This is a genomic window from Serratia sp. TSA_198.1, from assembly GCF_052686505.1.
In genome coordinates, this window is the sequence record NZ_JBQZFP010000010.1 from 1 (window position 1) to 21,204 (window position 21,204).

20 protein-coding genes are annotated in these 21,204 nt (G+C 54.1%); 12 read left to right on the top strand and 8 right to left on the bottom strand.

The genetic code is table 11. The features are described 5' to 3' along the window. Positions 1 to 26: 26 nt before the first annotated feature. On the bottom strand, positions 27 to 542 hold the full coding sequence (gene mobB, locus ACUTSW_RS23830; RefSeq protein ID WP_434461979.1) for a molybdopterin-guanine dinucleotide biosynthesis protein MobB: 516 nt from the start codon (positions 540 to 542) through the stop codon (positions 27 to 29). Continuing rightward, positions 535 to 1,128 (bottom strand): molybdenum cofactor guanylyltransferase MobA, encoded by a 594-nt coding sequence (mobA, locus tag ACUTSW_RS23835; protein WP_445585506.1) that lies wholly within the window; start codon positions 1,126 to 1,128, stop codon positions 535 to 537. The genes mobB and mobA overlap by 8 nt, the downstream gene beginning before the upstream one ends. A gap of 151 nt (positions 1,129 to 1,279) precedes the next feature. Here mobA and ACUTSW_RS23840 point away from each other — a divergent pair, with 151 nt between their 5' ends. The 3 genes from ACUTSW_RS23840 to dsbA all read left to right on the top strand — a co-directional run bounded on the left by ACUTSW_RS23840 (position 1,280) and on the right by dsbA (position 3,292). Further along, positions 1,280 to 1,549 carry a YihD family protein gene (locus ACUTSW_RS23840; RefSeq protein ID WP_004953469.1) on the top strand — a complete coding sequence of 90 codons (270 nt, stop codon included), beginning with the start codon at positions 1,280 to 1,282 and terminating at the stop codon, positions 1,547 to 1,549. Between the two features lie 103 nt (positions 1,550 to 1,652). After that, a complete protein-coding gene (locus tag ACUTSW_RS23845) occupies positions 1,653 to 2,639 on the top strand; it encodes a serine/threonine protein kinase (RefSeq protein ID WP_434461975.1) in 987 nt (328 codons plus the stop codon). Positions 2,640 to 2,668: 29 nt separating this feature from the next. Continuing rightward, positions 2,669 to 3,292: a thiol:disulfide interchange protein DsbA gene (gene dsbA / locus ACUTSW_RS23850; RefSeq protein ID WP_006320191.1), complete on the top strand. Its 624-nt coding sequence runs from the start codon at positions 2,669 to 2,671 to the stop codon at positions 3,290 to 3,292. A 43-nt stretch (positions 3,293 to 3,335) separates the two neighbouring features. Here the strand turns inward: dsbA and ACUTSW_RS23855 are convergent, their stop codons facing one another. Further along, positions 3,336 to 4,232: an acyltransferase gene (locus ACUTSW_RS23855; protein ID WP_006328973.1), complete on the bottom strand. Its 897-nt coding sequence runs from the start codon at positions 4,230 to 4,232 to the stop codon at positions 3,336 to 3,338. Positions 4,233 to 4,731: 499 nt separating this feature from the next. Between ACUTSW_RS23855 and polA the strand changes: the two genes are divergently transcribed. Together polA and ACUTSW_RS23865 are read left to right on the top strand one after the other, a co-directional pair. Continuing rightward, positions 4,732 to 7,533, top strand: a complete 2,802-nt coding sequence (gene polA, locus ACUTSW_RS23860; RefSeq protein WP_062869084.1) for a DNA polymerase I — start codon at positions 4,732 to 4,734, stop codon at positions 7,531 to 7,533. Between the two features lie 208 nt (positions 7,534 to 7,741). After that, positions 7,742 to 7,789, top strand: a complete 48-nt coding sequence (locus ACUTSW_RS23865; RefSeq protein ID WP_071892919.1) for a spot 42 RNA, inhibition of DNA synthesis — start codon at positions 7,742 to 7,744, stop codon at positions 7,787 to 7,789. A gap of 275 nt (positions 7,790 to 8,064) precedes the next feature. Here ACUTSW_RS23865 and yihA read toward each other — a convergent pair whose 3' ends face one another. After that, entirely contained in the window at positions 8,065 to 8,712 is a 648-nt protein-coding gene (gene yihA / locus ACUTSW_RS23870; RefSeq protein WP_445585507.1) for a ribosome biogenesis GTP-binding protein YihA/YsxC, read from the bottom strand. A 743-nt stretch (positions 8,713 to 9,455) separates the two neighbouring features. On the opposite strand from yihA, the gene yihI reads away from it, so the two are divergent. Next, positions 9,456 to 10,004 carry a Der GTPase-activating protein YihI gene (yihI, locus tag ACUTSW_RS23875; protein ID WP_020440002.1) on the top strand — a complete coding sequence of 183 codons (549 nt, stop codon included), beginning with the start codon at positions 9,456 to 9,458 and terminating at the stop codon, positions 10,002 to 10,004. A gap of 182 nt (positions 10,005 to 10,186) precedes the next feature. Beyond that, positions 10,187 to 11,560 (top strand): oxygen-independent coproporphyrinogen III oxidase, encoded by a 1,374-nt coding sequence (gene hemN, locus ACUTSW_RS23880; RefSeq protein WP_445585508.1) that lies wholly within the window; start codon positions 10,187 to 10,189, stop codon positions 11,558 to 11,560. 35 nt (positions 11,561 to 11,595) lie between these two features. On the opposite strand, the gene ACUTSW_RS23885 is transcribed toward hemN, so the two are convergent. The 4 genes from ACUTSW_RS23885 to glnA all read right to left on the bottom strand — a co-directional run bounded on the left by ACUTSW_RS23885 (position 11,596) and on the right by glnA (position 15,899). Next, positions 11,596 to 11,718, bottom strand: a complete 123-nt coding sequence (locus ACUTSW_RS23885; RefSeq protein ID WP_006320185.1) for a YshB family small membrane protein — start codon at positions 11,716 to 11,718, stop codon at positions 11,596 to 11,598. 113 nt (positions 11,719 to 11,831) lie between these two features. After that, entirely contained in the window at positions 11,832 to 13,244 is a 1,413-nt protein-coding gene (gene glnG / locus ACUTSW_RS23890; protein ID WP_062869081.1) for a nitrogen regulation protein NR(I), read from the bottom strand. 8 nt (positions 13,245 to 13,252) lie between these two features. Further along, positions 13,253 to 14,302 (bottom strand): nitrogen regulation protein NR(II), encoded by a 1,050-nt coding sequence (glnL, locus tag ACUTSW_RS23895; RefSeq protein WP_004953431.1) that lies wholly within the window; start codon positions 14,300 to 14,302, stop codon positions 13,253 to 13,255. A 187-nt stretch (positions 14,303 to 14,489) separates the two neighbouring features. Continuing rightward, positions 14,490 to 15,899 carry a glutamate--ammonia ligase gene (glnA, locus tag ACUTSW_RS23900; protein ID WP_004953429.1) on the bottom strand — a complete coding sequence of 470 codons (1,410 nt, stop codon included), beginning with the start codon at positions 15,897 to 15,899 and terminating at the stop codon, positions 14,490 to 14,492. Positions 15,900 to 16,269: 370 nt separating this feature from the next. On the opposite strand from glnA, the gene typA reads away from it, so the two are divergent. The 5 genes from typA (at position 16,270) to fabY (ending at position 21,193) form a co-directional block, all read left to right on the top strand. After that, positions 16,270 to 18,093 (top strand): ribosome-dependent GTPase TypA, encoded by a 1,824-nt coding sequence (gene typA, locus ACUTSW_RS23905; protein WP_006328953.1) that lies wholly within the window; start codon positions 16,270 to 16,272, stop codon positions 18,091 to 18,093. Between the two features lie 164 nt (positions 18,094 to 18,257). After that, positions 18,258 to 18,848 (top strand): glucose-1-phosphatase, encoded by a 591-nt coding sequence (yihX, locus tag ACUTSW_RS23910; RefSeq protein WP_004953418.1) that lies wholly within the window; start codon positions 18,258 to 18,260, stop codon positions 18,846 to 18,848. A gap of 49 nt (positions 18,849 to 18,897) precedes the next feature. Next, on the top strand, positions 18,898 to 19,788 hold the full coding sequence (locus tag ACUTSW_RS23915) for a virulence factor BrkB family protein (protein WP_445585509.1): 891 nt from the start codon (positions 18,898 to 18,900) through the stop codon (positions 19,786 to 19,788). Beyond that, complete coding sequence (gene dtd / locus ACUTSW_RS23920; protein ID WP_445585510.1) at positions 19,785 to 20,222, top strand: D-aminoacyl-tRNA deacylase; 438 nt, start codon at positions 19,785 to 19,787, stop codon at positions 20,220 to 20,222. The genes ACUTSW_RS23915 and dtd overlap by 4 nt, the downstream gene beginning before the upstream one ends. Before the next feature lie 23 nt (positions 20,223 to 20,245). Next, a complete protein-coding gene (gene fabY / locus ACUTSW_RS23925; RefSeq protein WP_013815043.1) occupies positions 20,246 to 21,193 on the top strand; it encodes a fatty acid biosynthesis protein FabY in 948 nt (315 codons plus the stop codon). Positions 21,194 to 21,204 lie beyond the last annotated feature (11 nt).

A 21,204-nucleotide genomic window follows, 5' to 3' on the forward strand; every position in this document is an offset into this window, starting at 1 on the left:
ATGGGGCCAGGAAACTCCGGGCGCAGCTACGCTGCGCCTTTCAGCCACTCGGCGATGAACTCAGCTATTGCCTCTGGCTGGTTAATATCCAGGAATTTAACCCCTGTAACAGGCCGATCGCTGGCTACGGCAATGACAAACTTATCCAGCATATCCTCCAGCGGCCTGCCTATATCTTCACGATACAGAATGATCTTACTCACCGGCTCGTGTTTAAACCCTTCCACTAAAATCACATCTACCTTGTCACGATCAAATCGGCTGGCCAGATAGTGCAGATCAAGCGGCAATTGCTCCGGTGTTTCTGTCATTAGTGCCCAGCGACGATCGCTGGCGACCAATGTTTGATCGGCGCCTGCTTTACGTAATTCATAACTGTCTTTGCCTGGCGTATCTACATCCATATCATGATGCGTATGTTTAATCAGTCCTACGCGGATTTCCCGCTGTCTCAATAACGGTATTAGCTGCTTAAGCAGGGTAGTTTTACCTGTACCGCTATAGGCAGCAATGCCCAGCAAAGGAGGGTGGGGGTTATTCATGGGGGAATCCTTTTTCCTGCTGCCAGCGCAGGCAGTCTTCTCGCGTATTAAGGTTGTGGAATGCGGCTTGCTGACCAATGAACGTTACCTGGCGCGCGCCTACTGCGTCCAGAAACAGCATTAGCTTGCGATCCCCTCTAGCCAGATAGCCTGCTAACTGGGGTGCCAAGCTGGCGTGCAACAGTGCCAGCGTTGGATGTGCCCGCTCCCCATCGCTGGCATAGGCGGCCAGTGCCGGGCCTTTTTGCTGCCAGAGTTGTTCGACCAACGTGGTGGGAAAATCGGGCACATCGCAGGGAACAAATACCACCCATTCAGTGGCGGCGTATCTCAGCCCGGCCAATATACCGGCCAGAGGACCGGAAAAGTCAGTGGTCAGATCGCCGATCGTCGGCAGGCCGCTTTCCTGATAACGGGCCTGATTGCGGTTGGCGCTGATGGCAATCAAGCCTACCTGCGGTTGTAATCGGGCAAGCACGTGCTGATACAACGGTATTCCGGCAACCTGAACCAAGCCTTTATCTTCCCCGCCCATTCGCGTGGCGCGTCCCCCGGCCAGAATAATGCCGGTAATGTCCTCGTGCATATTTCTCATCCTGCATTGTGGCTAACGTCCTGATTGTAGCGCTAAAGCCGGTGCGGCATCAGGATTTACCTTTATTGACAAGCTGCTTCTTTCACTGCGTTGGTAAGCCTGTTACTTTGTGTGCTTATTCATTCTATTGGACGGTATTGCGATGAAAACGCACCGCGTAAACGAGCTGATTGAGCTGTTACACCCGGCCTGGCAGGAAGATCCTGATCTCAACCTGATTCAGTTTTTGCAAAAGCTGGCGCAAGAAGCCGGTTTTCAGGGGGATTTGGCTGAACTGAGTGATGATATTCTTATCTACCATCTGAAAATGCGCGGCAGCGCCGGCACGGAACAGATCCCAGGGCTAAAAAAGGATTACGAGGAAGACTTTAAAACGGCCTTGCTGCGCGCCCGTGGCGTTATAAAGGATTAGCATTTGTGCGGTACGGTGAACCAGTGCTCGTGAAATTTGTCATTAATGCTACTATTTCTCATTCCCGGCACAGTGCTGTCACCCAATGAAACTGAATGTTGTTATGAACAACTCCGCTTTTAATTTTCAAACCCTGTCGCCCGACCTGATTATGGACGCGCTGGAAGGGGTTGGCCTGCGTGTAGATTCCGGGCTAACGGCGCTGAACAGCTATGAAAACCGCGTCTACCAGTTTATGGACGAAGATCGTAAGCGATACGTGGTGAAGTTTTACCGGCCCGAACGTTGGAGTGCGGCGCAAATTATTGAAGAACACCAGTTCGCCGGGGATCTTGCTCAGGCGGAGATCCCTGCAGTTGCGCCACTGGCCCTGCAGGGCAATACGCTACATACGCACAACGGTTTCTTTTTTACCGTATTTCCCAGCGTTGGCGGGCGGCAGTATGAGATAGACAACCTCGATCAACTGGAGTGGGTTGGCCGTTTCCTGGGGCGTATTCATCAGGTGGGCAGTGAAAGCCTGTTTGTGGAGCGTCCTACAATGGGGATTGAAGAATATCTCACCGCGCCGCGTGAAGTGCTGGCTGGCTGCAAACTGTTGCCCAAGGCACAGCGCGACAGCTTCCTGACTGCGACGGACGCTCTGATTGAGGCGATAAAACAGCATTGGCATCTGGACTGGCAGCCGCGGCGTTTGCACGGTGACTGCCACCCGGGCAATATCCTGTGGCGTGATGGCCCACTGTTTGTTGATCTTGACGATGCGCGCAATGGGCCGGCGGTACAGGATCTGTGGATGCTGTTGCACGGTGAGCGCCGTGATCGCCTGATGCAGCTGGATGTTTTGCTGGAGGCTTACTCAGAGTTTGCCGAGTTTGATCAGAGTGAGTTGGCGTTGATCGAACCTTTGCGTGCCATGCGAATGGTGTACTACCTGGCATGGGTAGCTCGCCGTTGGCAGGATCCCGCATTTCCTAAAAGTTTTCCGTGGATGGCGGAGTCTGATTTCTGGTTATCTCAGACCGCGGCATTCACTGAACAGGTTAAGCTGTTGCAGGAACCTCCTCTGCAGCTGATGCCAATGTATTGAAGCTTTAACACAATGGAGAGTTTAGTCTTATGAAGAAAATATGGTTGGCGCTCGTTGGCATGGTAATGGCATTCAGTGCCTCGGCTGCGCAGTTTAGCGATGGTTCTCAGTATGTAACCCTGGACAAACCGGTGACAGGTGAACCTCAGGTGCTGGAGTTCTTTTCCTTCTATTGCCCGCACTGCTATCAGTTCGAGCAGGTTTACCACGTTTCCGAGAACGTGAAAAAAGCGCTGCCTGTAGGCACCAAAATGACCAAATACCACGTTGAGTTTCTGGGGCCGCTGGGTAAACAGCTGACTCAGGCCTGGGCGGTTGCGATGGCGCTGGGTGTGGAAGATAAAGTGAGCCCGCTGATGTTTGAAGCCGTACAAAAAACTCAGACCGTGCAAACCCCTGATGATATCCGTAACGTGTTTGTCAAAGCCGGCGTGAGTGCGGAAGACTATGATGCGGCCTGGAACAGCTTTGTGGTGAAATCCCTGGTGGTTCAACAGGAGAAAGCTGCGGAAGATCTGCAGCTGCGCGGTGTTCCGGCAGTATTTGTGAACGGTAAGTTTATGGTTAAAAATGATGGCCTGGACACCAGCTCGATGGATGCCTACGTGAAGCAATTCGCCGACGTGGTTAAATTCCTCAGCCAGCAGAAATAACTGAGATTGAAAGTGAAGAACGCCGGCTGAGCCGGCGTTTTTTTTAACTGTATTGCCGCTTTAACTTATCCAACAGCCTGTCTTTTTCCTGCCATAGCGTATTCAGCCACAGTTGGAAACGCCGTTTAAAGAGCTTGTCGTTAAAGTAATCGCCATGCAGGGTTTCATCGATCGGCAGCAGCTCGATTCTCACCACAATGCGCTTTAATCGGCCGCACAGCATATCCCTAAAAGGCCGTTCGCTATTCTCTGGATAAAGCAGGGTAACATTTAACACTTTATCGAACTGCCTGCCTAATGCACTGAGCGTAAAAGCAATACCGGCGGCCTTTGGGGCCAGTAAATTGCGATAGGGGGAGCGGGTTTTAATTTTCTTGGCTTCAGTAAAGCGGGAACCCTCCACAAAATTGACGATAGTGGTCGGACGTTTTCGGAATTTCTCGCAGGAGCGGCGTGTGGCTTCGATATCCCTGCCGCGTTTTTCCGGGTGCTTGAGCAAATAGGCGCGCGAATAGCGTTTCATAAATGGCATATCCAGTGCCCAACAGGCGAGGCCGACAAAAGGCACCCAGGCTAACTGTTGCTTGAGAAAGTATTTATTCATGGGAATATGGTTACGGAGCAGTACGCACAGCACGACAATATCCGACCAGCTTTCGTGATTGCTGATAAGCAGATACCAGTTTTTACGGTCCAGCCCTTCCAGCCCCTCAATATCCCAACGTAGCTGCCAGTTAATGCGCAATAACAGCGACAATCCCTGACACCAGCACCACATCATAAAATCGGCAAAGGCGGAGGTCTGTCGCCAGATGACAGGATAGGGGATCAATAGCTTAACGATACCGGCCAATGTGATGGGGATCGAACACAGCATGGTCACCAAAATGGCGAGCAGTGCCGAAAATATAAAAATAACAGGGGATAGCAGTCTAAGCATGATTATGGGCTGATGGTCGGTGGGAACAGCGTTACATGCCGATATGCATGAACAAAAAAATATTTTAACAGAAATTATGGGGGGAAAGCGCTCACTAACAGCAACAGTTTTTATAGATGAATAAATAATCATTTGCTGCGTTTTCGTGCAACTTGCTCATCTTGTGCTAGGGTAATTGAGTTGCCAAATTTGATTAATAGTGCGATTAAAATCGAGCGCAAGTTATATCCACAAATTGTGTAAAAGTCGATAAATACCCTTCTTCAAAATAACACCATTTAACACGGTGATTTCAATAGGAATTTTATTTTCAATTATAACGATAAATGCATTGTTATAATCTGTTGTCTTTTCTATGCACAAAGTTATCCACAGGTAGGATCTTGCGGATCGCTTCGCATAATCACATCATTTTCATCCGTAATGCACGCTAAGGTTCGTCTCAGGCGGCCAGCTATGGCATGCTTACCGCTATGTCCGATCACGATAAAGAAACGCTATGGCCCAGATTGCAGAAAACCCATTAATCCTGGTTGACGGTTCCTCTTACCTCTACCGTGCTTATCACGCCTTCCCTCCGCTGACCAATTCCGCGGGCGAACCGACCGGAGCAATGTACGGCGTACTGAATATGCTGCGCAGCCTGCTGTTGCAGTACCAGCCAAGCCATGTTGCGGTGGTGTTTGATGCCAAAGGGAAAACCTTCCGCGATGAGCTGTTCGCAGAGTACAAATCACATCGGCCACCGATGCCTGACGATCTGCGCGCTCAAATCGAGCCACTGCACAAAATGGTCAAGGCCATGGGCCTTCCGCTTTTGGTCACGCCTGGCGTAGAAGCGGATGACGTTATCGGCACGCTGGCTCTGGAAGCCGAAAAGGCCGGCCATGCGGTGTTGATCAGCACGGGCGATAAAGATATGGCGCAGTTGGTCACACCGAACGTGACGCTGATCAACACCATGAATAACACCATTCTTGGTCCGCAAGAAGTGTGCGATAAGTACGGCATTCCGCCAGCGCTGATTATCGACTTCCTGGCGCTGATGGGCGACTCCTCGGATAACATCCCAGGTGTGCCAGGTGTGGGTGAGAAAACCGCGCAGGCGCTGTTACAGGGGCTTGGTGGGCTGGATGCACTCTATGCCAACCTGGACAACATCGCCACGCTCAACTTCCGTGGCGCCAAGACCATGGCAGCCAAGTTGGAACAGAACAAAGAGGTGGCGTACCTCTCCTATAAGCTGGCGACGATTAAAACCGATGTCGAGCTGGATCTTTCCTGCGCAGAACTCGAAGTCTCTCCGCTGGACGTTGACGCACTGCAACAGTTGTTCAAACAGTACGAATTCAAACGTTGGCTGGCGGATGTTGAAGCCGGCATCTGGCTGGAAGGCAAAAAAGGCACCGGCGCGAAAGCGGTCAGTGCGTCGAAACCTGCCGGCGTAGTGGCAGACACCCCAAAAGTGGCTGCGGAAGCGACGCTGTCGCAAGAAGGCTACGTCACCATATTGGATGAGAAGACCTTCGCTGATTGGCTCAAAAAGCTGAAAAACGCCGAAGTATTTGCCTTCGATACCGAAACCGACGGTCTGGATACCCTGACCGCCAACCTGATCGGCCTGTCCTTTGCCGTTGCGCCGGGCGAAGCCGCTTATTTGCCGGTGGCGCATGACTATCTTGATGCGCCGGCGCAGTTGGATCGCGCTTATGTGCTGGAAACGCTGAAACCGTTGCTGGAAGACGAGAAGGCGCTGAAGGTCGGTCAGAACCTGAAGTTTGATATGGGTTTGTTGGCGCGTTACGACATCACCCTGCGCGGCATTGCCTTCGACACCATGCTGGAATCTTATGTGTTGGACAGCGTGGGCGGTCGCCACGACATGGACAGTTTGTCCGATCGCTATCTCGGCCATAAAACCGTTACCTTTGAAGAGATCGCCGGTAAGGGCAAAAAGCAGCTCACCTTCAACCAGATTGCGCTGGAGCAGGCGGCGCCTTACGCGGCCGAAGATGCCGATGTCACGCTGCAGTTGCATTTGGCGATGTGGCCGCAGTTGAAAGAAAGCGCCGAGCTGTTGACGGTGTTCAATGAGATTGAAATGCCGCTGGTGCCGGTACTGTCGCATATCGAGCGCACCGGGGTGCTGATTGACCAAAGTATTTTGGCCACCCACTCCATCGAGTTGACCAAGCGTCTGGCCGAACTGGAAATTCAGGCGCACGAACTGGCGGAAGAGCCGTTCAATCTGGCGTCGACCAAACAACTGCAGGCGATCCTGTACGAAAAGCAAAAGCTGCCGGTCCTGAAGAAAACCCCTGGTGGCGCACCATCGACCAACGAAGAAGTGTTGGCCGAGCTGGCGCTGGATTATCCGTTGCCGAAGGTGATTCTGGAATACCGTGGGTTGGCGAAGCTGAAAACCACCTACACCGATAAGCTGCCGTTGATGATTAACCCGTTTAGCGGACGGGTGCACACTTCCTACCATCAGGCGGTGACGGCTACCGGACGCCTCTCCTCCAGCGATCCTAACCTGCAGAATATTCCGGTGCGTAACGACGAAGGACGCCGCATCCGGCAGGCATTTATTGCCCCTGAAGGCTACCGCATCGTCGCGGCCGACTATTCGCAGATTGAACTGCGCATCATGGCCCACCTGTCGCAGGATGAGGGGCTGCTGAAGGCATTTGCCGAGGGTAAAGACATCCACCGCGCTACGGCAGCCGAAGTGTTTGGCGTGCCGTTGGACAAAGTGACCGGCGAACAGCGCCGCAGCGCCAAAGCGATCAACTTTGGCCTGATTTACGGTATGAGCGCATTCGGCCTGGCGCGTCAGTTGGGGATCCCGCGCGGTGAAGCGCAGCGCTATATGGATCTTTATTTCGAGCGTTATCCGGGCGTGCTGGAGTATATGGAGCGCACACGCCAACAGGCTGCCGAACAGGGTTATGTCAGTACATTGGATGGTCGTCGTCTGTATCTGCCGGACGTCAGTTCCAGTAATGGCATGCGTCGCAAGGCCGCCGAACGTGCGGCGATCAACGCTCCGATGCAGGGGACGGCAGCCGATATCATCAAGCGCGCGATGATTGAGGTGGACGCCTGGTTGCAAGGTCAGGATGAGCCATTGGTGCGCATGATCATGCAGGTGCACGATGAACTGGTGTTCGAGATACATGAGTCAGTGATTGAAGCGTCCAGCCAGCGCATCCGCGAGTTGATGGAAAACAGCATGACGTTGGCGGTACCGCTGAAAGTGGACGTCGGCGTGGGTGCCAACTGGGATGAAGCCCATTGATAATGCGGCCGCTTACCCGTTAATCATCATCGCTGATGAGCTAACTGGTGATAACCTAAGCACTTTTCGTAATTTAGCTACAAGATACGGCGATTGTTTCCCCAACCTCGCCGTTATTACGCGCTAAGTTGTGTAAGTAAACTACAAAAAATTCTTTTGCACTGCGAAAAAATCATGTAGAGTTACAGGCGTAGGGTACAGAGGTAAGATGTTCTATCTTTCAGACCTTTTACTTCACGTAATCGGATTTGGCTGAATATTTAGCCGCCCCAGTCAGTATTGACTGGGGCGTTTTTTATTGTAAAAACAACGCCAAACCATAGTTTTTTCTTATTCATCCCCCCATTTTTCTGCCTGACGATCTTCTGTTATTGCCCGCTAACTCTGCCGCTGCCAATAAGTCATCATAAGAATTTATGATGGTTTTTTGTCAAAACTGTAATTAGATAACGAAAACGCCAAAGGCTTTGAAAATTGGGCATAAAAAAACCGATGTGTTTCCACATCGGCTATCTCGGCACCTGCGGCAGATTACTCGCTGGCAGCGTCGTCTTCCGGCAGAACTTCCGGCGGGATCTCGTTAAACCAGGTATTCAGCTTCTGGCTCAGCTTGTCGACACCGATTTTTTTCGGTGAGGAGAAGGCTTCTACCTGGATATCGCCCATAAATGGCACTACCGCTTCACGCACCATATTGAGCTGCGCTTTACGCGCGCCGGAGGCCAGTTTGTCCGCTTTGGTCAGCAGAACCAGCACCGGCGTGCCGACATCCACCGCCCATTGAATCATCTGCTGGTCGAGATCTTTCAGCGGGTGGCGGATATCCATCAGCACCACCAGGCCTTTCAGGCAGTTGCGCATCTGCAGGTATTCACCCAGCGCCCGCTGCCACTTGCGTTTCATCTCTTCAGGAACTTCGGCGTAGCCATAACCCGGAAGGTCGACCAGGCGAATGCCTTCTTCCACTTCAAACAGGTTGATGAGCTGGGTACGGCCCGGCGTTTTACTGGTACGTGCCAGGCTTTTCTGATTGGTCAGGGTATTTAACGCGCTGGATTTACCGGCATTGGAACGACCGGCGAACGCAACTTCAATACCTTCATCCCCCGGCAGATGGCGAATATCGGGCGCACTGGTGACGAAATGGGTCACATGATAATTGTAATTCTTGCTGGTCAAAATTTTTCGTCTCCGCGAGGATGGCTAACTGGTTGGCGATTATAACTGCATCAGCGGCAAAAATGGTGTGTTTCTCTGTTTTTAAGCGCCGGGCCAGCAGGGCGTGGCAGTCACGCCGCATTGAGCGTGTGAGACATTTGCCATTCGAATAGTGGGCAATGTCGCTTTATTCGAAAGTGATTTTTATTCTTTTTATTAAAAAACAAAAAGTTAACATTTTTCTGTGTTATTGAGGGTTGGCATTCCACGGCAGATACCTTGAGCGTCACCTTTGATCGCGTAAAGTAGATCGCAGCACAAGGCTGTGCAGGAGTAAGGAACATCCGGGAAGGGTGACAAACCTCAGGGAGCGCACGGGAAGTGCAATGAGTGACAGGATGACCCCAGCAGGAACGCCTTGTTTGCACCTGAATGTGTGAACAGCATAAGGATGGTGAAGTTATTGCAATCTGGATGCCCGCAGGAAGCGCGCTCAGGGAGAGCGGATGCGAACGGATTGCGCCATGGACGATTTCTCTTTCAGGATGAAGGACGTAGTAGCAGGGAATGCGTTTATAGCAGAGGGAAAAACCAGGATGTTGAGTGTGCGCACGGAGCGCGTGGCAGGAATATCCTTCGAAAGAGGGTGAGAAATAGGCGGCAGGTTTAACCTGCCGCCTTTTTTCTTTGTCCGCTTTCTGCTAGATTCCGCCGCAATCGTATAGCATCTCTATACTGAATCTACATACCTAAGAGCGTACGCTATGAACCAACCATCAAAAGCACCTCGCGCCCCACGCAGCAGCGCGGCGACGTCGAAATCGAAAAAGAAAAGCCGTGTGGAGCTCGATCAGGAAGCCCGTGAGCGCAAGCGCCTGAAAAAACGCCGTGGTCTCGCTTCCGGTTCTCGCACTCAGGTTGAGTCCGCTAATCAGAAAAACAAGGCCGAAGCGCAGGTCAAAGATCCGCGTATTGGCAGCAAAGTGCCGGTAGCGCTGGTGGCTGAAGCTAAACCAAAAGCCAAACCGCAGCCTAAGCCGAAGGCCGCAGCCAAACCGCGCCTGTCGCCGGAAGAAGAGCTGGCGAAGCTGGAAAATGACGAGCGTTTGGATGCATTGCTGGATCGTATCGACGACGGTGCGACGCTGAACGCCGAAGACCAGGCTTACGTTGACCAGACGCTGGATCGCATCGATGCGCTGATGGAGCAATTGGGCATTGAGCTGGGCGACGACGAAGACGATGAAAAAGAAGAAAAGCAGGAAGACATCCTGAAACTGCTGAAAAGCGGTAACCCGAAAGACGTATTTTAACGTGCCATGTGGCCGATCCTGGCAATAGCCCTACTCTTGATGTGTTATCTGCTGTGGTTATTCGGTAAACTATGGCGGCTGTCTAAACGCAAAACGCGTTTTCGCAGCGCTTCCGCGGCCAGACAGCGTAGACAACTGCCCATTTCCCGGCCCGGTAGGAAAAAATATCGGAAGGAGTGAGCATGTCAGAGCAGGCAATCGTCTGGGATCTGGCCCTGATCCAGAAATATAACTATTCAGGGCCGCGTTACACCTCATACCCTACGGCGCTGGAGTTTAACCAGGGCTACGACGAAGCGGCGTTTCAAAGCGCCGCGGCGCGTTATCCTGAACGTCCGTTGTCACTGTACGTACATATTCCGTTCTGCCATAAACTCTGTTATTTCTGCGGCTGCAACAAGCTGGTGACGCGTCAGACCCACAAGGCTGATGAGTACCTGGCGGTACTGGCGCGTGAAATCGCCGAGCGCGCTCCGCTGTTTGCCGGGCGCAAGGTTGGCCAGATGCACTGGGGCGGCGGTACGCCCACCTACCTAAGTAAGTCGCAAATCAGCAGACTGACGGCGATGTTGCGGCAACACTTTGATTTCTTGCCCGATGCGGAAATGTCGATCGAGGTTGATCCGCGTGAAATTGAACTGGACGTACTCGATCATTTACGCAACGAAGGTTTCAACCGCCTGAGCATGGGGGTGCAGGACTTCAATAAAGAGGTTCAGCGGCTGGTTAATCGTGAGCAGGATGAAGAATTTATCTTTGCCCTGATCGCCCGCGCCAAGGCACTGGGATTTAACTCCACCAATATCGATCTTATTTACGGGCTACCAAAACAGACGCCGGAGAGTTTTGCTTTCACCCTAGAGCGGGTGGCGAAGCTAAGCCCGGATCGCCTCAGCGTGTTCAACTACGCGCATTTGCCGAGTCTGTTCGCCGCACAGCGCAAGATCAAGGACGCCGACTTGCCAAGCGCGCAGCAGAAACTGGATATCTTGCAACAGACCATCGCTTCCCTGACCGAGTCCGGTTATCAGTTTATCGGCATGGATCACTTTGCTCGCCCGGACGATGAGCTGGCGGTAGCCCAGCGCGAAGGCAAGCTGCACCGCAACTTCCAGGGCTACACCACCCAGGGCGACAGCGATCTGTTGGGGTTGGGCGTTTCCGCCATCAGCATGTTAGGCGACAGCTATGCGCAGAACCAGAAAGAGCTGAAGACCTATTACAGCAGCGTTGAGGCGCAGGGCAATGCGCTGTGGCGTGGCTTGACGATGACGGAAGACGATTGCCTGCGGCGTGAAGTGATTAAAACGCTGATCTGCAATTTCCAATTGGGTTATCGCGCGATAGAACAGCAGTTCGCCATCGACTTCGCCGCTTACTTTGCCGAAGACCTGCAGTTGTTGGCGCCGTTTGAACGAGATGGGCTGGTGGAGCGTGATGAACGGGGAATTCGCGTAACCCCGCGCGGCCGTTTGCTGATCCGCAATATTTGCATGTGCTTTGATCTCTATCTGCGTCAGCAGGCGCGCACTCAGCAGTTCTCGCGGGTGATTTGATGCATAAAAAAACGGCCGCTGATGCGGCCGCTTTTTCAACTGAAGAAATTAATCAGTGCTGCGCACAGCACCGCAGCAACGGCTGCCTGCGGCGTGTGGCTGGCGGAAGAGCCAAGCTCTGCGCCTTGGGAAATAAATACGATGAATGAGTCCAACATCCTGAGCCTCCAGAGTGTGCGACCCGATCATACTGCGACCATGCAGGCTGTAAAGCCTGAAATAGCCGTTTTTTTGTGCGCTTGATTGTATTTTTTATAATCAATGACGCAAGCTATTCCATTCCCAACTCTTTCAATTTCCGCGTTAAGGTATTGCGGCCCCAGCCCAGTAGCCGGGCGGCTTCTTGCTTATGTCCCTGGGTGTGACGCAGCGCGGTCGTGAGCAGCGTACGCTCCATCTCCGGTTGTGCTTCCGACAACAGGTTTTGATGACCGGAACGCAGGGCGCGATCGGCCCACTGCGCCAGCAGCGTAGCCCAACTGTCCGGCAGGCTGTGGCCGGCGGTTTCCGGTACGGAGGTTTCAAACAGCTCGCTCGGCAGATCCTGAATTAACACTTCCTGTCCGGCGGCCATCACGGTTAACCAGCGACAGGTATTTTCCAACTGACGCACATTCCCTGGCCATGGCAGGCGGGTCAGCGCGGTTTCGGTTTCCGGATGCAGATTCTTCGCTTCAACGCCCAGCTCTTTTGCCGCTACCTGCAGGAAGTAGCGTGCCAGGCGTGGGATATCCTCACGGCGCTCGCGCAGTGGCGGCAGGTGCACGCGGATCACGTTCAGGCGGTGGAACAAGTCCTCGCGGAATTTGCCTTCCTGTACCCGCAGCTCCAGGTTTTGGTGCGTGGCGGCGATGATACGCACGTCTACCTTCACCGGCGCATAACCGCCGACCCGGTAGAATTGACCGTCTGCCAGCACGCGCAGCAAGCGCGTCTGCACGTCCAGCGGCATATCGCCGATTTCGTCCAGGAACAGCGTGCCGCCGTCGGCCTGTTCAAAACGCCCCTGACGGATCTGATTGGCGCCGGTGAACGCGCCTTTCTCGTGGCCGAACAGTTCGGATTCGATCAGGTCTTTGGGGATCGCAGCCATGTTCAGCGCGATAAAAGGCGATTTGGCACGCGGGCTGTGGCGATGCAAGGCATGGGCCACCAACTCTTTGCCAGTCCCCGATTCGCCGTTGATCAGCACGCTGATCGACGAGCGCGACAGGCGGCCGATGATGCGAAACACATCCTGCATCGCCGGCGCTTCGCCGATGATGTCCGCCGCCGGATCGTTGGCCGGCTGGCTACGCGCCGGTTGCTGTTGTTCCTGATAATGGCTGATGGCGCGTTCGACCAGCGCCACCGCTTCGTCGATATCAAACGGCTTGGGCAGGTAATCGAACGCCCCTTGCTGATAGGCGCTGACGGCGGCGTCCAGATCCGAGTGCGCGGTCATTATGATGACCGGCAGCATAGGATGGCGCTGTTTGATCTGCTTGAGTAACGCTAAACCATCCATACCCGGCATGCGGATGTCAGACAGCAACACGTCGGGAGTTTGCGTGGCCAATGCTTCCAGCACTGCATTGCCACTGTCGAAGGTGGCGCAGCTCACACCCGCTCCAGTGAGCGCGCGTTCAAGCACCCAGCGGATGGAGCTATCGTCATCGACGATCCAGACTATCCCTCGTTGCATAGAAAACCTCACTGGCGAATAGGCAGGTAAACCGAGAATTCGGTATGTCCTGGCCAACTGTTAAATTCAATTTTTCCGCAATGCTGATCGATAAGATTACGGGCGATGGATAAACCCAGGCCGGTGCCGCCTTCGCGGCCGCTGACCATCGGGTAGAACAGGGTGTCCTGCAACTGCGCTGGAACACCGGGGCCGTCATCTTCGATATCGATACGTGCCGCCAATCGGTAGCGAGTGCCGTGCAGAGTGATCTGGAACGCGGTGCGGGTGCGCAGTGTGATAGTGCCACCTTCAGCGCCCAGAGCCTGCAGGGCATTGCGGGTAATGTTCAGCAGCACCTGTTCTATCTGATCCGGATCGTGCGCCATTTCCGGCAGGCTGGGGTCATAGTCGCGCACCAGCGTCACGTTGTCCGGTTTCTCCAGCGACACCAGTTGGCATACCCGTTCCGCCACCTGATGAATGCTCTGGGTAATGTGCTGGCCGGGCCGCTGAGGCCCCAGCAGGCGATCGACCAGGTTGCGCAGGCGATCGGCCTGTTCAATGATCACTTTGGTGTATTCGGTCAGCGCCGGATCGGGGAGTGCCTTGGCCAGCAACTGTGCAGCGCCGCGCAGGCCGCCAAGCGGATTTTTGATTTCATGCGCCAGGCCGCGGACCAGATCGCGGGCCGCCACCTGCTGGGCGTGTTGCAATTGTTCCTGGCTCAGACGGCGTTGGTTATCCATTGGCGCCAGCTCGACCAGGATATAGCCTTCAGGCAGCGCCTGAGCGGTCAGGGAGAGGATATGCGCACGGCCGTCAACCACCAGTGTCACTTCACTATCGGTAAAGCCCTGGCCAGCTCGCAGGCTCTCGCGCATCAGATCGACATTCAGCGAGAAATAGCCGAGCAGCTCGGGTAACGGTGTACCGAAAAGTTTACGGGAACTTTGCGCCAGCAGTTGTTGTGCTGCCGGATTGGCGTAATGAACCGCCAGATCATCATCCAACAGCAGGATGCTGTTGATGAGAGAATTGAGGATCTGCCCAGCATCGGGCAGCTTGCCAGTTGCCATAAAGCAGACTCCTGCACCTTTTTAGTGCATCTATGCTACTCCATCCGTGATGCGAGCGGTATGGAATAGTGTTGCAGAAATACGGTGGAGAAAAAAACCCATCCGAAGATGGGCTGAAAGTTTCCACGGCAACAAAAAAACGACAAATAAAATTTGGTGCGCCATCCGCAGATGGCGCGGTAAAGGCTTAAACGCTGTAGTACAGTTCGAACTCAACCGGGTGCGGCGTCATGCGAACGCGGTCCATTTCTTCTTTACGCAGGTCGATGTAAGCGTCGATTGCGTCGTCGGTGAATACGCCGCCACGGGTCAGGAACTCGCGGTCTTCGCTCAGTGCAGCCAGCGCTTCGTCCAGAGAGCCTGCAACTTTTGGAATTTCAGCTTCTTCTTCCGGCGGCAGGTCATACAGGTTTTTGTCCATGGCATCGCCAGGGTGGATTTTGTTAATCACGCCATCCAGGCCTGCCATCAGCAGAGCCGCGAAGCACAGGTACGGGTTAGCCGCTGGATCCGGGAAACGGGCTTCGATACGGCGCGCTTTCGGGCTGGCAACCACTGGGATACGGATGGAAGCGGAGCGGTTACGGGCTGAGTAAGCCAGCATGACCGGCGCTTCGTAGCCTGGGACCAGACGCTTGTAAGAGTTGGTGGTCGGGTTGGCCAGGGCATTGATCGCTTTAGCGTGCTTGATGATACCGCCGATGTAGAACAGGGCAGTTTCAGACAGGCCGCCGTATTTGTCGCCAGCGAACAGGTTAGTGCCGTTCTTGGACAGCGACATGTGGCAGTGCATACCTGAGCCGTTATCACCGAACATAGGTTTCGGCATGAAGGTCGCGGTTTTGCCAAATGCGTGAGCCACGTTGTGAACCACGTATTTGTAGATTTGGATTTCGTCGGCTTTCTTGGTCATGGTGTTGAAGCGGGTTGCCACTTCGTTCTGACCCGCGGTTGCCACTTCGTGGTGGTGCGCTTCGACCACCAGACCCATTTCTTCCATGGTCAGACACATGGTAGAACGGATGTCCTGTGAAGAGTCGACCGGAGGAACCGGGAAGTAACCGCCTTTTACTGCCGGACGGTGGCCTTTGTTGCCGCCATCGTATTTGGTGCCGGAGTTCCATGCGCCTTCGACATCGTCGATAGCCACGTGGGAACCACGGATGCTGCTGCCGAAACGAATATCGTCGAACAGGAAGAACTCAGGCTCTGGCCCGAACAGCACGGTATCCGCGATGCCGGAAGAGCGCAGGAAGTCTTCTGCACGCTTGGAGATGGAACGCGGGTCACGGTCGTAGCCCTGCATGGTGCCTGGCTCGAGAATGTCGCAGCGAATAATCAGGGTGGATTCTTCGAAGAACGGATCCAGCACCGCAGTGCTGGCATCTGGCATCAGCACCATGTCAGATTCGTTGATGCCTTTCCAGCCGCCGATCGAGGAGCCGTCAAACATCTTACCTTCTTCGAAGAAGTCGGCATTCACCTGATGAGCAGGGATGGTGACGTGTTGTTCTTTACCCTTGGTGTCAGTGAAACGCAGGTCTACGAATTTCACTTCATGCTCATTCAGCATCGTCAAAACGTGTTCAGCGGACATACTTAACTCTCCCGGATTTATTATTGTCGTCGTCGTGGAACGAATCTGTGGAACTGGCTGTTTTTGCCTTGAATAGACTAAAGCGAAAACTGTGCCAACTTTGCAAAAGCGCTTTAATCGCCTTCCTGCGCGGGTTTTGCACAGAATCAGTATGCACCATCAGTGACGCATTGCACTTATATGGTGCAAATAACGCAGTGTGGGGCACTGTAATGGTGCAAAAGTGCACCAGCTGCTGCTTTTTGCACCGTGAAAGGGATCACAAACTGACCTGTACACAGTTGTTTATAAGAGACTGTTGTGATCTTGTTTAGTACCTCGCTTAATACGTGTACAATAGCGCGCTATTTCTAATGCCTGAGGCAAAGCTGTGATCGAAAATTTGCGTAACATCGCCATTATTGCCCACGTTGACCATGGTAAAACCACCCTGGTTGATAAGCTGCTGCAACAATCCGGTACTTTCGGAGAGCGTGTAGAAGCCACCGAACGCGTAATGGACTCCAACGATTTGGAGAAAGAGCGTGGGATTACCATCCTCGCAAAAAACACCGCCATTAATTGGAAAGACTACCGCATCAACATCGTGGATACCCCAGGACACGCCGACTTCGGCGGCGAGGTTGAGCGTGTGATGTCAATGGTTGACTCGGTGCTGCTGGTTGTGGATGCAATGGATGGCCCAATGCCGCAAACCCGCTTCGTGACCAAAAAAGCCTTCGCTAATGGTCTGAAGCCGATCGTGGTAATCAACAAGGTTGACCGTCCGGGCGCACGTCCTGACTGGGTTGTCGATCAGGTCTTCGACCTGTTCGTTAACCTCGACGCGACCGATGAGCAGCTCGACTTCCCAATCATCTATGCTTCTGCATTGATGGGTATCGCGGGCACCGACCACAACGAGATGGCGGAAGACATGACCCCGCTGTATCAGGCGATCGTAGACCACGTGTCTGCGCCGCAGGTTGAGCTCGAAGCGCCGTTCCAGATGCAGATCTCTCAGCTGGACTACAACAACTACGTTGGCGTTATCGGTATCGGCCGTATCAAGCGCGGTAAGGTTAAACCTAACCAGCAGATCACTATCATTGATAGCGAAGGCAAAACCCGTAACGGTAAAGTCGCTAAGGTTCTGACCCACATGGGTCTGGAACGTATCGAAGCTGCCGTGGCTGAAGCTGGCGACATCATCGCTATCACCGGTCTGGGCGAGTTGAACATCTCTGACACCATCTGCGACACCAACGCCGTTGAAGCGCTGCCGGCACTGTCTGTTGATGAACCGACCGTAACCATGTACTTCAACGTCAACACCTCTCCGTTCTGTGGTAAAGAAGGCAAGTACGTGACTTCACGTCAGATCCTCGACCGTCTGAACAAAGAGCTGGTGCACAACGTGGCACTGCGCGTTGAAGAAACCGAAGATGCTGACGCATTCCGCGTATCGGGCCGTGGTGAACTTCACCTGTCGGTTCTGATCGAAAACATGCGTCGTGAAGGTTTCGAGCTGGCGGTTTCCCGTCCTAAAGTTATCAACCGTAAAATCGATGGCCGCATGCAAGAGCCGTTCGAGAACGTGACGCTGGATATCGAAGAACAGCACCAGGGTTCAGTCATGCAAGCCATGGGTGAGCGCAAAGGTGACGTTAAGGACATGATCCCAGACGGCAAAGGTCGTATTCGCCTGGATTACCTGATCCCTGCGCGTGGCCTGATCGGCTTCCGTACCGAGTTCATGACCATGACTTCCGGTACCGGTCTGCTGTACTCCACCTTCAGCCACTACGACGATGTACGCCAGGGCGAAATCGGCCAGCGTCAGAACGGCGTGCTGATCTCCAACGGCCAGGGTAAAGCGGTAGCGTTCGCCCTGTTCGGCCTGCAAGATCGCGGCAAGCTGTTCCTGGGTCACGGTGCGGAAGTGTATGAAGGCCAGATCATCGGTATTCACTCACGTTCCAACGACCTGACCGTAAACTGCCTGACCGGTAAGAAGCTGACCAACATGCGTGCTTCCGGTACTGACGAAGCCACTACTCTGGTTCCGGCTATCAAGATGTCTCTGGAGCAAGCTCTGGAATTCATCGATGATGACGAACTGGTAGAAGTAACGCCAACGTCCGTACGTATTCGTAAACGTCACCTGACGGAAAACGATCGTAAGCGTGCAAGCCGCGGTCCTAAAGACGCTTAATCGCTGATTGAGTGTTCTATGCTTAGGGCGCGTTCTGCGCCCTGAGTTTTTTCCTCTGCCTTTCCCCATTTCTGCCGTGCGCTATGCGCTTTTCCGTCGGCTCTCTGTTCAGCCCCCCCTTTTCCCGCTACAGTGAAATCTCACCGGCCCATCAGGAGAGGACTATGTTGTATATCTTTGATTTAGGTAATGTGATTGTCGATATCGATTTCAAACGTGTACTGGGTGTATGGAGCAATTTGAGTGGCACGCCGCTGGCGGTATTGTCCGAGCGTTTCACCCTGGGTGAGTTGTTCCAGCAGCATGAGCGCGGTGAAATCAGCGACGAAGATTTTGCCGAACGGCTAAGTGATGAAATGGGTATCGCCCTCAGTTTTGAGCAGTTCGCTACCGGCTGGCAGGCGGTGTTTGTCGCCCTGCGTCCGGAGGTGATCGATATCATGAAGCGCCTGCGCAGCGAAGGTCACCGGGTGGTGGTGTTGTCGAACACCAATCGTCTGCACTGCAACTATTGGCCGCAGCATTATCCGGAAGTGGCCGAGGCCGCCGATCATCTGTACCTGTCTCAGGACATCGGCATGCGCAAACCGGACGCCAACATCTATCTGCACGTACTCAACGCCGAAAATACGCCGCCGGAAGCCGCAGTGTTCTTCGACGATCACCCGGATAACGTCGCCGCCGCACAGGCGCTGGGAATCAAAACGGTGCACGTGACCGACCGTAACGTGGTGCCGGCTTATTTTGCCCAATGACTGCGAAGGGTTAAGCTTAAGGCGTACAAACTGACATCAAGGAGTGACCATGTCGTTTTTCCGCCGTAAAAAGTTGTCTTCTGCGATCAAACCCAGCGTCACCTTCGGGCGGCTGTTGTTCCAACGCGTCGATAACGATGGCCTGACCATGCTGGCGGGCCATCTGGCCTATGTTTCCCTGCTGTCGCTGGTGCCGCTGATTACCGTGGTGTTCGCGCTGTTTGCCGCGTTCCCGATGTTTTCCGACATCAGCGTCCAGTTGAAAAGTTTTATCTTCTCTAATTTCATGCCTGCCGCCGGCAACGTGATCCAAAGTTATCTGGAGCAGTTTGTCACCAACTCCAACAAAATGACCGCCGTCGGTACCTGCGGGCTGATTGTCACCGCGCTGCTGCTGATCTCCTCGGTGGACAGCGTGCTGAATACTATCTGGCGCAGCAAGAACAAACGGCCAATCGTATTCTCGTTTGCGGTGTATTGGATGGTGCTGACTCTGGGGCCGCTGTTGGTAGGTGCCAGCATGGCTATCAGCTCCTATCTGCTGTCGCTCAATTGGCTGGCGCAGACCGGTGTTAACAGCCTAGTGGATCAGGTACTGCGAATTTTCCCGTTAATTCTGTCGTGGGTATCATTCTGGCTGTTGTATTGCATCGTGCCAACGGTGCGTGTGCCACCCAAAGATGCGCTGATCGGCGCGCTGGTGGCCGGGGTATTGTTTGAGCTCGGCAAGAAGGGCTTTGCGCTGTATATCACCATGTTCCCGTCTTATCAGCTGATATACGGCGTGCTGGCGGTGATCCCGATTTTATTCCTGTGGGTCTACTGGAGCTGGTGTATCGTGTTACTCGGCGCGGAAATCACCGTTACCCTCGGAGAATACCGTGACTACCGCCGGCAAAAGACGGAGCAACAGGATCAGACACAAGAAGGGCAGTTATGATTGCGTTAATACAACGGGTGTTAAACGCCAGCGTCACGGTCAAGGGAGAGACGATAGGCAAGATTGGCCCCGGTTTGTTAGTGTTATTGGGCGTGGAGCAGGACGATAACGAGCAAAAAGCCGTGCGCCTGTGTGAACGCGTGCTGGGGTATCGCATCTTTGGCGACGAGAACGACAAGATGAATCTCAATGTCCAGCAGGCGGGAGGCAGTCTGTTGGTGGTTTCGCAGTTCACGCTGGTGGCCGATACCCAAAAAGGCATGCGCCCGAGTTTCTCACGTGGTGCAGTACCGCAGGAGGCCGATCGGTTGTATCAATATTTTGTTGGCCAGTGCCGCGAACGCGGTGTAGAAACACAGACCGGGGAGTTCGCCGCCGACATGCAAGTGGCGCTGGTGAACGACGGGCCGGTGACGTTTTGGCTTCAAGTCTAAGTATTTTGAGAGAGAAGGCGTCTATGTATCACCTACGAGTACCCGTAACAGAACAAGAGCTGAAGGATTATTACCAGTTTCGTTGGGAAATGCTGCGCAAGCCATTGCACCAACCGGTGGGTTCGGAAAAGGATGCCTACGACGCCATGGCGCACCATCAGATGGTGGTGGATGAGGGCGGTAAAATTGTCGCTATCGGGCGGTTGTATATCAATGCCGACAACGAGGCGGCGATCCGCTTTATGGCGGTAGACCCTACGGTGCAGGACAAAGGCCTTGGCACGCTGGTGGCGATGACGCTGGAGTCCGTGGCACGTCAGGAAGGGGTAAAGCGGGTGGTGTGTAGCGCCCGTGAGGATGCGGTGGAGTTCTTTGCCAAGCTGGGTTTCGTCAATCAGGGCGAGATCACCGCGCCGCAAACCACCCCTATCCGCCACTTCCTGATGATTAAGCCGGTGGCCACGCTGGACGATATTCTGCATCGCCCCGATTGGTGCGGCCAGCTGCAGCAGGCCTGGTACGATCATATCCCGCTCAGCGAGAAAATGGGGGTGCGCATCAGCCAGTATACCGGTCAGCGTTTCGTCACCACCATGCCGGAGATTGGCAATCAGAACCCGCATCATACGCTGTTTGCCGGCAGCCTGTTCTCTCTGGCCACGCTGACCGCCTGGGGGCTTATCTGGCTGCTGCTGCGTGAGCGCCATCTGGGCGGCACCATTATTCTGGCAGATGCGCATATCCGCTACAGCAAACCTATCACCGGCAGACCGCGCGCGGTGGCGGATCTCAGTTCGTTGAGCGGCGATCTGGCACGTCTGGCGCGGGGCCGCCGCGCACGGGTGCAAGCGGAGGTGCATCTGTTCGGTGACGACGATAAAGGCGCGATATTTGAAGGCACTTATATGGTGCTGCCGGCCGAGTCGGACGCGCCCCTGGATCAGGGCGGCTCTGAGGCGATAGAAAGCTGAGTTATCGGCCC